We start from the raw sequence: 13,736 nt of genomic DNA on the forward strand, positions 1-13,736 counted from the left end.
ATCGTCCCTGCGGACGATTTTTAGCCTTCAAGCTCCGTGCGCATACTTGCGCACGGTGGATGATGCCCGGCGTTATACCAAGTTAGTTTTTCGATTGATCGACGAGTTTGTTTTTAGCGATCCATGGCATCATGGCACGCAATTTCGCCCCCACTTCTTCAATCGGATGCTCAGCAGTCAAGCGACGACGGGAGATCAGTGTCGGTGCGCCGGCTTTGTTTTCCAAGATGAAGCTTTTCGCGTATTCACCGGTTTGAATATCTTTCAAACATTGGCGCATCGCGTCTTTGGTTGCCGATGTAACGACTTTCGGGCCGGTTACATATTCGCCGTATTCGGCATTGTTCGAGATCGAGTAATTCATGTTGGCGATACCGCCTTCATAGATCAGATCGACGATCAATTTCAATTCATGCAGACATTCGAAATACGCCATTTCAGGTGCATAACCGGCTTCTGTCAATGTTTCAAAACCAGCTTTGATCAGTTCTACGGCGCCGCCGCAGAGAACTGCTTGTTCACCGAACAAATCAGTTTCAGTTTCTTCACGGAAATTAGTTTCGATGATACCGGCACGACCGCCACCATTGGCCATGGCATACGACAAAGCGATGTCGCGGGCCGAACCGGATTTGTCTTGGTACACGGCGATCAGGTGAGGCACGCCGCCGCCTTGAGCGTAAGTACCGCGCACAGTGTGGCCTGGTGCTTTCGGTGCGATCATGATGACATCGAGATCGGCACGTGGCACGACTTGACCGTAATGAACGTTGAAGCCATGGGCGAAGGCCAGCACCGCGCCTTGTTTCGCATGTGGTGCGACGTTTTCAGCATACACTTGAGCGATGTTTTCATCTGGCAGCAAAATCATGATGACATCAGCTGCTTTGACCGCGTCATTGACTTCGGCTACATTGAGACCGGCATTTTTTGCCTTATCCCATGAAGCGCCGCCTTTACGCAACGCAACCGTGACCTGGCAACCGGAATCATTCAGATTCTGTGCATGGGCATGGCCTTGCGAACCATAACCGATGATGGTGACTTTTTTGCCTTTGATCAGGGAGAGATCACAATCTTTATCGTAGAAAACTTTCATTTTATATCCTGTTTAATTTAAATGATTTTTGCAAACGGCTGTGTGAACAGCCCGGTTCATACTTTGAGAATGCGTTCGCCGCGTCCTATGCCCGAGCCGCCGGTACGCACGGTTTCGAGTATGGATGCGCGATCGATGGAATCGATGAAGGCGTCGAGCTTGCCTTTGTTACCGGTCAATTCTATCGTGTAGGTTTTTTCTGTGACGTCGATGATGCGGCCGCGGAAAATGTCGGCGGTACGCTTCATTTCTTCGCGTTCTTTACCAACTGCTCTGACCTTGATGAGCATGAGCTCGCGCTCGATGTGCGCACCTTCGGTCAGATCCACCACTTTGATCACTTCGATCAAACGGTTGAGATGCTTGGTAATTTGTTCGATGATGTCATCCGATCCGCTGGTGACGATAGTCATGCGCGACAAGGTGGCATCTTCGGTCGGTGCGACGGTCAGGGTTTCGATGTTGTAACCGCGGGCCGAAAACAAACCGACCACGCGCGACAAGGCCCCTGCTTCATTCTCAAGGAGAATGGAAATGATATGTCTCATCACAGATCCTCCGAACCGAGCAACATCTCCGTGAGGCCCTTACCGGCTTTCACCATAGGCCACACATTTTCAGTCTGATCAGTAATGAAATTCATGAACACCAGTCTATCCTTCATCGCAAATGCTTCACGTACCGCACCGTCAACGTCGGCTGGGTTTTCAATTTTCATACCGACGTGACCGTAAGCTTCGACCAGTTTGGTAAAATCAGGCAAAGAATCCATATAGGATTCCGAATAGCGCGAACCGTAATCGATTTGCTGCCATTGTCTGACCATGCCGAGCACACGATTGTTGAGCAGAATGATTTTCGGTGTCAGGTGATATTGTTTACAGGTTGCCAGCTCTTGGATGCACATTTGTATCGAGCCTTCACCGGTAATACAGGCGACCGTCGCATCAGGATTGGCCATTTGCACGCCCATCGCATACGGCAAGCCGACACCCATGGTGCCGAGGCCGCCGGAATTGATCCAACGACGCGGTTTGTCGAAACGATAGTACTGCGCTGCCCACATTTGGTGTTGGCCGACATCAGAGGTCACGAAGGCATCGCCTTTCGTTACTTCCCATACTTTTTCCACTACCGATTGCGGCTTGATGAGCAAATCCGAGCTTGGATACTGGAGACAGTCGCGACCACGCCATTCATTGATCTGCTTCCACCAGGCCGCCAAGGCTTTCGGTTCCGAACGCGTATCACTGGCACTCAGTTGGGCCAGCATTTCCTGCAACACGTCTTTGACATTGCCAACGATAGGAATGTCGACTTTGACGCGTTTCGAAATCGACGATGGGTCGATATCTATATGGATAATCTTGCGCGGGACTGAAGCGAAATGCTTGGTATTGCCGATCACACGGTCATCGAAGCGCGCGCCGATAGCAATGAGCACGTCGCAATGTTGCATGGCCATATTGGCTTCGTAGGTACCATGCATGCCCGGCATACCGACGAATTTATCGTCGCTGGCACGGAACGCCCCCAAACCCATCAGGGTATTGGTACATGGAAAACCCAAGGTGTCGACCAGTTTATTGAGTTCCGGTGAAGCGTGCGCGAGAATCACGCCGCCGCCGGTGTAAATCATCGGGCGTTCAGCTTGCAGCAACAATTGCATCGCCTTGCGAATCTGCCCGGCATGCCCTTTGTCGACTGGCTTGTACGAGCGCATCTCGACTTCTTTAGGATAAGAAAACGTGGTTTTGTGCATGCTGATATCCTTAGGGATATCCACCAGCACCGGACCAGGCCTACCTGTCGTGGCAATGAAGAAGGCTTTTTTGATCGTATCTGCCAGATCGCGCACATCCTTGACCAGGAAATTGTGCTTGACGCAGGGGCGGGTAATGCCGACGGTGTCGCATTCCTGGAAGGCATCTTGCCCGATCACGGCACTGGGCACCTGACCGGAAATGACGACCATCGGTATCGAATCCATATACGCAGTGGCCAGACCGGTCACTGCATTGGTGACACCGGGACCCGAAGTCACCAGCGCCACACCAACTTTATCAGAGGAACGAGAGTAAGCATCGGCCGCATGAATCGCCGCCTGTTCGTGGCGCACGAGAATATGCTGAAACTTATCTTGCTTATAGATTGCGTCGTAGATATAGAGTACGGCACCGCCCGGATAACCGAACACATGCTCCACACCCTCTTCGGCAAGACACTTGACCAGTATCTCTGCGCCTGTAAATTCTGTACTCATTTTATATTGTCCTTTCAAGGTCCATAGGAGATTGATCGGATGTTCTTTCCTGGCGAAATCGCCGTTCCAAAGCTTTTGAGCTGATCTTCCTTTATGCAGTTTCATCTTTTCCTTTACCTCTCCGTTGGAGGGGGTTCCAGACCAGACTTATCTGCTCGTTCAATCAGCGACAGGGCCAGACAACGACAGACTTCTCACGCTTGTGGCATGGGGCAGAACAAACAGCTTCTAATTTAAGCGCACCTGCTGGCACTGACATTGTGGTTCAGTCCGTACAGGCATTGGTTGCTCCCAGATTGAGGAGCCGACTGATAAGGTAATGCGTCGCAGCATTTTGGTCAAGTGACTTTATCGATATAATTTCGCCGTTGTCGTACAGTTTTGCTTACATTCACAAAATTTGAGACACTTTGGACTATTTTTGCTAGCATATGCGCAATTTTAAAACCATCTGCGGCCTTAGTGCTTAATGCACATTTCTGAGAATCGCTGACTAAAATATGACTATTGCCAACAATGGCTACTGATAAAGAACTATCCAACTTCCTTGAGGGGGTCGAAAGACGCGCCTTCAAGCATGCCTTGTATACGGTCAGAAATGAAGAATCGGCGCTGGACATCGTTCAAGAAGCCATGATCAAAATTTCTGAAAAATACGGTGACAAGCCCGCCAATGAGCTGCCGATGTTGTTTCAGCGTATTTTGCAAAACACCATACTTGACTTCTTTCGCCGCGAAAAAGTCCGCAATACTTGGGTCAGCCTGTTTTCGAGCATGACACCAGCCGGAAGTGATGAAAATGACAACTTCGATTTACTCGAAAATTACGCCTCAGAAGAAGGCTCGCAAGCTTCGGAATCGACCGCCGACAAGCTTGAACGCGAACAAGTTCTCAATATTATCGATGATGAAATAAAAAAGCTCCCGGGACGTCAACGGGAAGCATTCCTCATGCGTTATTGGGAGGACATGGATGTGGCAGAAACCGCCTCCGCAATGGGCTGCTCGGAAGGCAGCGTGAAAACCCATTGTTCCCGTGCAACTCACGCATTGGCCGCATCACTGAAGGCGAAAGGAATCCAGCTATGAACTACTCACAACAAGCGCAAGATCTCGACTTTGCGTACAAAATTAAGCGCGCGCTCAATGAGTCTTCCGAGACTCTGCCAGCCGCAACCTTGCAACGGCTGGCACAATCGCGTCAATTGGCACTGTCACGTAAAAAAGCTGCTCCCAGCCGTGTTTTGGCTTGGCGCGGCGTATTGGCCGGTGGTGCCAATTTATCCTTCTCAGGACCGGCGTCTTGGCTCGGTCGGCTTGGTCTGATCATTCCTTTGTTGGTACTGATCGTCGGACTCATGGGAATTTACGAAAATGAGAAACAGCAAGGCATCAGCGAACTGGCCGACATCGATGTCGCTGTATTGGCCGATGAATTGCCGCCGGCCGCGTATATCGACACGGGCTTTAGTGCCTATCTGAACAAAACAGGGGAGTAAGCGTGCTGAGTTTGCGTCATTATTTGTTGAGCTTCTTGATCGCCTGCTGCATGCCGGCGTTGGCCCTGGCCAACGGTGCAACGTCTGCTACGCCTGCCGCTACGCCAGTGACCGCGGCCGGCAAGCCAGCGCAACTCGCAGCGCTCAATACTAAACCCGCCTGGGGCGACCTGTCCATGCAGCAACGCGCGACGCTGGCACCACTGGTTGGCGAATGGCCGCGCATGTCAGAATTTTCCAAAAAGAAATGGCTGGAGATCGCGACGCGCGCGGTTCAGATGAAACCGGATGAGCAAGCGCGCCTGCAAGAACGCATGCGTGACTGGGTAAAATTGAGCCCGGAACAACGGGCCGCCGCGCGCGAAAATTTTGCTCATGCCAACTTGGTCAAGCCGGAATTGAAGTCTGCACAGTGGCAGCAGTACCAGCAGTTGAGTGAAGAAGAAAAGAAACAATTAGCTGCAGAGCATAAAAAACCAAAAAATCTGACAAATTTATCGGTACAAAACATTAAGAATCCGCAGATATTGGCGCCAATCAAGGTTGGCCCCAAGCCTGCGCCTGTCGCGAAACCGCTGAAACCTGTCGTGCCGGCCGGCACGCCTGCCGCCATTCCAGCCTCGACCAGCTTGGTCTCGGCGATGCCGTGAAGCCAAGCTTAACTACGCCGGCGCTGCGACGTCGTTTGCTCTGTATGGTGTATGAAGCGATGCTGTTGTTCGGCATCGTTTTTTCTGTCGGCTTCGTATTCGATGTGCTCAGTCAAAGCCACAATGCCTTGGCTTTGCGGCATGCACGGCAGATCTGTCTGTTTGTGGTGATCGGTGCGTATTTTGTATTTTGTTGGAGTCGCAGCGGTCAAACGCTGGCGATGCAAACCTGGCGTATCCGCGTCACCGATCTCGACGGCAGCCGTTTGCCGCTGCCGAAAGCCGTACTGCGGTACTTGCTGGCCTGGCTGTGGTTCGTGCCGGCCTTGGCCTTGGCGTATCAATTTGAACTGCAAGGCTGGAACATGGTGATCGCGCTGGCGCTCGGCATGCTGGCTTGGGCCATGACGGTGCGGATGTCGCCCGATGGTCAATTTTTGCATGACAGACTGGCCAAAACCCGCCTGACTGAGGTCGCCGTAAAGAATAATTCTCTCACCAGTTGATCAGCGTAGTTTGCGCGCGGCCTGATCAATGCTATTCTGCTGAAATAATTTAACGAGTAGAATGACATGCAACACAAAGCTCCGCGCCGCACGCGTGAACGTATTCTCGAATTATCGCTACGCCTGTTCAATGAATTCGGCGAACCGAATATCACCACGACCGTGATTGCCGAAGAAATGAACATTTCTCCTGGCAATTTATATTATCATTTTCGCAATAAAGACGATATCGTCAATTCCATCTTCACGCAGTTTGAAGCGGAAATTAATAAAAAACTGGCATTTCCTCATGGCCGCAAAGCTAATATTCAGGATATCTGGACCTATCTGCACCTGACTTTTGAGTTGGTGTGGCGCTATCGCTTCTTTTATCGCGACCTCAATGATTTATTGTCGCGTAATCGCACACTCGAACTCAACTTCAAACTCATCCTCGCCCACAAGATCAAAGTCGCGACCGAACTGTGCAATGATCTGCGCGCCGATGGAGAATTTGCCGCCACCGATAGGGATATTGAATCGCTGGCAACCAATATGGTCGTCGTGGCGACTTACTGGCTATCGTATGAATACGTGCGTAATCCGCGTAAGTACACGGAATTACAAACTATGTCGGAATCCCTGGCACGCGGTTGCTACCAAGTCATTTCGCAGATCAGCCCGTATCTGCGCGGTGAAACCAAGCAAGTCTTTGAACAGTTGTCGCAAGATTACTTACGGAAGATCAGCCCCCAATGAAATCTATCTGCGTCTATTGCGGCTCTGCCGCCGGCGTCAGCCCGGCCTATGCCGCGGCGGCGCGTGAGCTCGCCGCCACCTTGGTAGCACAAGACTTACACCTGATTTACGGCGGCGGCAACGTCGGCCTGATGGGCATTGTAGCCGATGAAGTCATGCGTCTCGGTGGCCGTGTGACGGGTGTCATACCGCAAGCGCTGATGGATAAAGAAGTCGGCCATACCGGCTTGACGCAATTGCATGTGGTTAACAATATGCACGAACGTAAAGCATTGATGGCGCAGTTGTCGGATGCCTTCATTGCGCTGCCGGGCGGCATAGGTACGCTGGAAGAATTGTTTGAAGTGTTTACTTGGGCGCAACTTGGCTTCCACAACAAACCTCTGGGCTTACTCAATGTCGCCGGTTTTTATGATGGCTTGCTGACTTTCCTCAGCCATGCGCAAACCCAAGGTTTTTTACTCAGTACGCACCTTGATTTGCTGTTTGCAGAAACTGAAGCCGCCGCCTTATTGGAAAAATTTTCCACTTACCAAGCGCCGACACGGCACAAATGGGTCACACAGCGCGACTTGTAATCGCCGCGCTGGCGCTGGCGGTCTTAAAATGCGGTTTTCCGCCAAATACAGAGTAAAATGCGGCTTCATTCGTCTTTTTAAGTGTTTATTTCAAAATCATGAAATTCTCCAAGCAATTCTCTCTGTATCAATCCGAAGCCACGCAATTCATACAAAGCTTGAAAGCCGCCAATCCAGCGCTTGAGCAAAGTCAACGCGATGGTCGCGCCCTGCTGTGGGACAAAGAACCGGTCGCATTGACGGTACAAAAAGAGTATCTCGCTGCGGATGTGCCGCAAGCCGCCTACGTTTATCAAAACAAAGGCTGAGTCGGCTCGGAAGTAATCCGGTGAGCACTGCCGATCTCGCTGCCATTACCCTACCCGAACTGGTCGGCGGTGACAGTACGCCCGACGTGGTCGATGGCATGGCGTTTGCGCGCCTGTATGGCGAACCCTTGTTTAAATTACCCAACGATTTATACATACCGCCAGACGCGCTCGAAGTCTTCCTCGAAGCATTTGAAGGGCCGCTGGATTTACTGCTGTACCTGATACGCAAACAAAATTTCAATATTCTCGATATTCCGATGGCGCAAGTCACCAAGCAGTATCTGAAATATGTTGAGCAAATCCGTGAGCATAATCTGGAACTGGCGGCCGAATATCTGCTGATGGCGGCCATGCTGATTGAAATCAAATCACGCATGCTGTTGCCATCAAATAAGGCCAGCGATGGCGATGAGGCCGGTGATCCGCGTGCCGAACTGGTGCGCCGCTTGCTCGAGTACGAGCAAATGAAACTGGCGGCCTATGATCTCAACAGCGTGCCGCAACTTGGCCGTGATTTTCTACATGCCCAAGTTTTCGTCGAGCAGCATACGGTGTTGCACTGGCCTGAAGTCGACATCGCCGATATTCAATCGGCTTGGGCCGATATTCTGAAACGCGCGACTCTGGTGGCCCATCATAAGATCAGCCGCGAAGAATTATCGGTACGTGAGCATATGAGCAGTATTTTACGCAAGCTGCAATCAAGCAAGTTCGTCGAATTTTCCGATTTATTCGATCCCAGTCGCGGTGCACCGGTGCTGGTGGTTAACTTCGTCGCCTTACTCGAATTGGCTAAAGAAACTCTGATAGAAATTACCCAAGCGGCCGCCTTCGCGCCCATTTATGTCCGCCTCGCCTACTCGCCCGCGTAAACGCCGGCCGTACGCATTGTTACCTTTAACCGACTTACTCCCTGACCATGAAAATCATTTCATCCATTGAAGAATTGCGCGACCAGCTCAGCGGTCAGTTGCGCACCGCCTTTGTACCGACCATGGGCAATTTGCATGAAGGCCATCTGTCCTTGATCCGTCTGGCAAAGAAACATGGCGACCCGGTGGTCGCATCGATTTTCGTCAATCGTCTGCAATTCGGCCCGAATGAAGATTTCGATAAATATCCACGGACCTTTCAAGACGATGTAGAAAAGCTGGAAAAAGAAGGCGTGTACGTGCTGTTCGCACCAACCGAGAAAGATTTGTATCCGGAACCGCAAGAATTTCGCGTTCGCACCCCTGACCATATCGGCAATATTCTCGAAGGCGAATTCCGCCCCGGTTTTTTCACCGGCGTGACCACGGTGGTATTGAAATTATTTTCTTGCGTACAACCGCGGGTGGCGGTGTTTGGTAAGAAAGATTATCAGCAATTAATGATCATCCGCAATATGAGCAAGCAGTTTGCCTTGCCAACCGAAATCATCGCGGCCGACACCTATCGCGCCGAGGATGGCTTGGCGCTGTCTTCACGCAATATGTATTTATCGCAGCAAGAGCGAGCACAAGCACCGGCCCTGTATGCAGCGCTACAAGAAGTCGCGCTGGAAGTCCGCAACGGTCAGCTCGATCTGTGTGAACTCGAACGCAATGCGATGGCCAAACTGGCGCAGCATGGCTGGCAGCCCGATTATATTTCGATACGCAAGCGTGCTGATCTGCAAGCGCCGTCAGCCGACGATTTGGCGCAGGCCAGCCAGTTAGTGGTTTTGGCGGCAGCTAAGCTCGGCAATACCCGCCTGATCGATAACCTGGAAATTTGATGCAGCTCCCGGCGCGTCTGGCTCTGTGTATCCTTACCCTACTGGCCAGTTCTGTGGCTAGTGCGGCACTGTGCGTAATCGACGATGCCGGCCGCAATGTCTGCCTGGAGCGGCCGGCGCAACGTATCGTCAGCTTGGCACCGCATGCGACCGAATTATTATTCGCCGCCGGTGCCGCCACGCGCGTCATTGCCGTCAGCGACTACAGCGATTACCCGCTGGCAGCGCGCAACTTGCCTTCGATAGGCAATGTGTTCGCCATCGATACTGAGCGCTTGTTGGCAATTCAACCGGATTTGGTCGTCATCTGGGGTACCGGCAATGCACGTCAATTGGCGCAGCAGTTGCGTAACAAGCATATCCATGTGTTTGAGAGTGAACCGCGCGATTTTGAGACGGTAGCCAGTTCCATCGAACGCTTGGCCTTGTTGGCCGGTACCGAGGCGCTCGGCCGACCGGCTGCGGCCCAGTTTCGGCAACGCTTGGCGGGGCTGCGTGAACGCTACCGCCAACCGGCTTCAACGCCGCCGCTGACGGTGTTGTATCAAGTCTGGAAGCAACCGTTAATGACTCTGAATGACGAGCACCTGATTTCTGCCGCGATTCGTTTATGCGGCGGAAAAAATCCTTTCGGCCTGCTCAAGGAAACCAGTCCGACCATCACGACCGAGGCCGTGCTGGCTGCCGATCCGGCGATGATCGTCACCGGTGCCGACAATACCGACAGTCTGATGCAGTGGCGCACATTGCCGGTCTTGCAAGCGGTACGCAAGAATCATTTGGTGGCCATCAAGGCCGACTGGCTCAATCGTGCCGGTCCCCGTATTCTCGACGGTACTGAGGCGCTGTGCAAAGAGATCGCTCAAGTACGCAAACCATAGCCAGCTCTCCTTCCGAGCACAATACGACCGCTCTCAGCGACCTTACCCCGCAAGCTACAACACTCCTTTTTTTCAGAAAGCAAAAATGCGTAAAGGCATACTCTTGGCCGGCTCGGCTTACACGCTGTGGGGTTTATTCCCAGTATTTTTCAAATTACTGCACACCGTGCCTTCGCTGGAAATTTTATTGAACCGCATGATTTGGTCCTTGCTGTTCTTAATGATGGTGTTGGCCGCACGCCGCCAATGGAGTTGGATCGATGAGGCGCGACGCCAGCCGCGCTTGATCGCGCGCTTTATTTTCAGCGCACTATTTTTGTCGAGTAACTGGTTTGTGTATATCTGGGCCATCAATGATGGCCGCGTCATCGATACCAGCCTCGGGTATTTCATGACGCCTCTAGTGAATATTTTGATCGGTTCGGTGTTTCTCAAGGAAAGACTGCGCACCGGCCAATGGATCGCCATCGCCTTAGCTGCCGTCGGTGTGTGTTGGATGACGCTGCAAACCGGTCATCTACCTTGGGTGGCACTGGTGTTGGCAGCCACCTTCGGCACCTATGGCTTGCTGCGTAAAACCGCGCCACTCGGTGCACTCGAAGGCTTGTCGCTGGAAACGGCCTTGCTGTTCCCATTTGCCATCGCCTATCTGGCGTGGCTGACTTGGCATGGTCAGAATGCGCTACTGAGCAGCAGCACCGAGGTCAGCCTGTTACTGGTGCTGGCCGGGCCGGTCACGGCCATTCCGCTGCTCTTGTTTGCCGCCGGTGCGCGCCGCTTGCCGATGACCACACTTGGGTTTTTGCAATACATCGCTCCCTCGGTACAGCTTTTGTTGGCTATTTTGGTCTTCCACGAAGTGCTCGATCCGCATAAATTGCTCGGCTTTGCCGCCATTTGGTTAGGACTGCTGATCTTTTCAGCCGAAGGTTTATGGGTAGGTTGGCGCAGCGCAACACGCTGACAAGGCAATCAGGGGGAGTAGCCTGGAATCAGGCAAGCTCCTCCTTTTTATGGTAAAGTCGCGCTTCGCTAGGGGTCCTGGAGTATTTTCCGGGTGAGAGAGTCCCTTCTACCTGATCTGGATAATGCCAGCGAAGGGAAGCGCAAAGTCTCCCCCTGCTTTGTCTGCTCCCACGCCGGTCATTACCGCCTTGAGAGCCAAACACCATGTTCCCCCCCATTCCCTTGTCGTCCCGTCTGCTGCGCCGCTCTGTGCTGGCCTTCTCCATCCTTGAGGCTTGGTCATTGGCACCGCAGGCGCTGGCAGCCGACAATGCTGGTGTGGCAGCCGTCACCATCAGCGGCAACAAGGCAGCGGTAGCCGACAATAGCTATGGCGGCGGCTACCTCGACACACCCGCGTTAGAAGTACCGTTTTCAATCAATGCTTGGTCAGCCCAGAAAATGCAAGATTGGCAAGTACGACAAAGCACCGACCTCATGAAGTACGATGCCAGCGTCAATGAGGCCTACAATGCGATCGGCTATGCCGAGCAATTTTCGATACGCGGCTTTGCACTCAACAATGAGAGCAGTTACCGCAAAGATGGCTTTGCGATTCCGGGTGATGCCTCGATCCCCTTGGAAAACAAGGAAAGAGTCGAGATACTCAAGGGCTTGTCCGGTTTCCAATCGGGCTTGGCGACACCGGGCGGTATACTCAATTACGTCACCAAGCGGCCGACCACGAGCGATTTACGCACCATCAACACCGAAATATCGGAACGCGGCACACTCTATGGTGCGGCTGACCTCGGTGGCATGTTTGGCAATGGCCAATTCGGCTACCGCTTCAATGTCGCCGAGGAACGCCTGCGCTCGTATGTGAAAGGCGCGAACGGCGAACGCCAATTTTTCTCGGCAGCATTCGACTGGCATTTGTCGCGCCAAGCATTGCTGCAACTTGACGTCGATTACCAGCACAAATCTCAGCTTTCGGTGCCGGGTTTCCAATTGACCAATGGGACTAATCTGCCGCAAGGTATCCGTGCCGACACGATGCTCAATAACCAAGCTTGGGCCAAACCGGTCGATACGCGCGACAGCAACCTCGGCGCACGTTTTGAATACCGTTTCAACGATGACTGGAGCGCCAGCGCCGCGGCCAACACACATCAATTCAAACGCAACGATTACACGGCATTTCCCTATGGATGCAACGGTGCGGCTGGTTATTGTGCCAACGGTGACTACGATGTGTATGATTATCGCAGTCTCAATGAATCAAAAACTTTAAGCGCCATGCAAGCCTTGCTCAAGGGTCGTTTCGTACTCTCTGGGCAGCAGCATGAATTCGCCAGCGGTATCAGCAGCAGCGAGCGACGCGACTATTTCGCCGATTATGTCTATGATTTTGTCGGCACCAGTAACATTTACCAAACGGTCGCACTGCCAGCGTCGCCCAATCAACAGGGTGCCGCCACCTGGCGTCGCACCGACCGTGAACGCGCCGTGTTCGCGCAAGATATCGTCAGCTTGGCACCGGACTGGAAATTACACTTAGGCTTACGCCATGTTCAGATCGAACGGCGCGAGCTCGACAATCCCGGGTATAACAACAACTATCTGCTGTCGAATGGCGCCGTGGTCTACCAACCGGTTCAGAAACTGGCTTTGTACGCATCGTTTGCACAAGGTTTGGAACATGGTGGCATTGCCCCGTTCGGTACCGTCAATGCCAACAATATGCTCAATCCCAGCAAGTCCAAGCAATGGGAAATCGGCGTCAAGCGCGAAGTCTCGCGCGACGTCAGTGTGAATCTGGCCTTGTTCGAAATTAAAAAAACACTCGAGTACATCAATGGCAGCAATGTCTACGTACAAAATGGCACGGCCAGACATCGTGGTATGGAATTGACCACCCAAGTCAAACTGGCACCGCAATGGCAGCTCGGTGCCAGTGCAGCCTGGCTCAAAGCCACCCAGCGCGATACCGGTGAGGCTATGCTCGATGGCAAACGCGTGCTCAATGTGCCGCAATGGAAGTCGACCGTATATGTCGACTACGCCGTCGCCAACGGCGTCAATCTCAATGCCAGTTGGCAGTACAGTGGTAACAAGGCGTACAACCCCGACAACAGCGTGATCGTGCCCGGTTACCAAGTCTTCAACCTCGGCGCACGCTATGTGACGATGATCGGCCATACCCGCACCACACTGCGTTTGAACATCGATAATGTCTTCGATAAATTCTACTGGCGCGATGCGACGCAATCCTTGGGCGGCTATTTATTCCCGGGCGCGCCGCGGATTGCCAAATTGTCGGCGCAGTTTGAGTTTTAACTCACGCCCTTGATGTTGATGTTGATGCCGATTGGCAATCTTGGCAAAACTTGGTTCCAAGCGACCGTCACGTCGCTCCTGCGCGCTTTTGGCAGAAATCCAGCGACGTTCGTGCTTAACTGAAAATGCCGGAAATTATCGCGTTTTCAGTGCGAAAAACGACACTG

Annotated in this window: 15 protein-coding genes and 1 riboswitch; of the genes, 12 read left to right on the forward strand and 3 right to left on the reverse strand. The window is 52.6% G+C overall.

What is annotated here, in order from left to right; all coding sequences use genetic code 11:
* Window positions 1-82 precede the first annotated feature (82 nt).
* Genes ilvC through QN359_RS12665 form a run of 3 tightly spaced genes read right to left on the reverse strand, consistent with a single transcriptional unit; the run spans window position 83 to window position 3,362 of the window.
* Window positions 83-1,099 (reverse strand): ketol-acid reductoisomerase, encoded by a 1,017-nt coding sequence (gene ilvC, locus QN359_RS12655; RefSeq protein WP_322247454.1) that lies wholly within the window; start codon window positions 1,097-1,099, stop codon window positions 83-85.
* Between the two features lie 56 nt (window positions 1,100-1,155).
* Entirely contained in the window at window positions 1,156-1,647 is a 492-nt protein-coding gene (gene ilvN / locus QN359_RS12660; protein ID WP_322247453.1) for an acetolactate synthase small subunit, read from the reverse strand.
* The gene (locus QN359_RS12665; RefSeq protein WP_322247452.1) at window positions 1,647-3,362 is read right to left on the reverse strand and encodes an acetolactate synthase 3 catalytic subunit; all 1,716 of its coding nucleotides are present in this window, start codon (window positions 3,360-3,362) and stop codon (window positions 1,647-1,649) included. The genes ilvN and QN359_RS12665 overlap by 1 nt, the downstream gene beginning before the upstream one ends.
* A gap of 516 nt (window positions 3,363-3,878) precedes the next feature.
* Between QN359_RS12665 and QN359_RS12670 the strand changes: the two genes are divergently transcribed.
* The 12 genes from QN359_RS12670 to QN359_RS12725 all read left to right on the forward strand — a co-directional run bounded on the left by QN359_RS12670 (window position 3,879) and on the right by QN359_RS12725 (window position 13,569).
* Window positions 3,879-4,451: an RNA polymerase sigma factor gene (locus QN359_RS12670; protein ID WP_322247451.1), complete on the forward strand. Its 573-nt coding sequence runs from the start codon at window positions 3,879-3,881 to the stop codon at window positions 4,449-4,451.
* A complete protein-coding gene (locus QN359_RS12675) occupies window positions 4,448-4,861 on the forward strand; it encodes a DUF3619 family protein (protein WP_322247450.1) in 414 nt (137 codons plus the stop codon). The genes QN359_RS12670 and QN359_RS12675 overlap by 4 nt, the downstream gene beginning before the upstream one ends.
* 2 nt (window positions 4,862-4,863) lie before the next feature.
* Window positions 4,864-5,511, forward strand: a complete 648-nt coding sequence (locus tag QN359_RS12680) for a DUF3106 domain-containing protein (RefSeq protein WP_322247449.1) — start codon at window positions 4,864-4,866, stop codon at window positions 5,509-5,511.
* Complete coding sequence (locus QN359_RS12685; RefSeq protein WP_322247448.1) at window positions 5,508-6,017, forward strand: RDD family protein; 510 nt, start codon at window positions 5,508-5,510, stop codon at window positions 6,015-6,017. Before QN359_RS12680 ends, QN359_RS12685 begins: the two co-directional genes overlap by 4 nt.
* Window positions 6,018-6,083: 66 nt before the next feature.
* Window positions 6,084-6,755, forward strand: a complete 672-nt coding sequence (locus tag QN359_RS12690; RefSeq protein WP_322247447.1) for a TetR/AcrR family transcriptional regulator — start codon at window positions 6,084-6,086, stop codon at window positions 6,753-6,755.
* Entirely contained in the window at window positions 6,752-7,333 is a 582-nt protein-coding gene (locus tag QN359_RS12695; protein ID WP_322247446.1) for a TIGR00730 family Rossman fold protein, read from the forward strand. The genes QN359_RS12690 and QN359_RS12695 overlap by 4 nt, the downstream gene beginning before the upstream one ends.
* Before the next feature lie 98 nt (window positions 7,334-7,431).
* On the forward strand, window positions 7,432-7,641 hold the full coding sequence (locus QN359_RS12700) for a DUF3460 family protein (RefSeq protein ID WP_322247445.1): 210 nt from the start codon (window positions 7,432-7,434) through the stop codon (window positions 7,639-7,641).
* Between the two features lie 98 nt (window positions 7,642-7,739).
* The gene (locus QN359_RS12705; protein ID WP_322251096.1) at window positions 7,740-8,516 is read left to right on the forward strand and encodes a ScpA family protein; all 777 of its coding nucleotides are present in this window, start codon (window positions 7,740-7,742) and stop codon (window positions 8,514-8,516) included.
* 47 nt (window positions 8,517-8,563) lie between these two features.
* Window positions 8,564-9,403: a pantoate--beta-alanine ligase gene (gene panC / locus QN359_RS12710; RefSeq protein ID WP_322247444.1), complete on the forward strand. Its 840-nt coding sequence runs from the start codon at window positions 8,564-8,566 to the stop codon at window positions 9,401-9,403.
* Window positions 9,403-10,284 (forward strand): cobalamin-binding protein, encoded by an 882-nt coding sequence (locus tag QN359_RS12715; protein WP_322247443.1) that lies wholly within the window; start codon window positions 9,403-9,405, stop codon window positions 10,282-10,284. The genes panC and QN359_RS12715 overlap by 1 nt, the downstream gene beginning before the upstream one ends.
* A gap of 85 nt (window positions 10,285-10,369) precedes the next feature.
* Window positions 10,370-11,248, forward strand: coding sequence for an EamA family transporter RarD (gene rarD, locus QN359_RS12720; protein ID WP_322247442.1), 879 nt, complete (start codon window positions 10,370-10,372; stop codon window positions 11,246-11,248).
* Between the two features lie 60 nt (window positions 11,249-11,308).
* Window positions 11,309-11,404, forward strand: a riboswitch (TPP riboswitch).
* 50 nt (window positions 11,405-11,454) lie between these two features.
* Window positions 11,455-13,569, forward strand: a complete 2,115-nt coding sequence (locus tag QN359_RS12725) for a TonB-dependent siderophore receptor (protein WP_322247441.1) — start codon at window positions 11,455-11,457, stop codon at window positions 13,567-13,569.
* The last annotated feature ends 167 nt before the right edge of the window (window positions 13,570-13,736 follow it).

This window comes from Undibacterium sp. 5I2 (genome assembly GCF_035019605.1).
Lineage (GTDB): Bacteria > Pseudomonadota > Gammaproteobacteria > Burkholderiales > Burkholderiaceae_D > Undibacterium.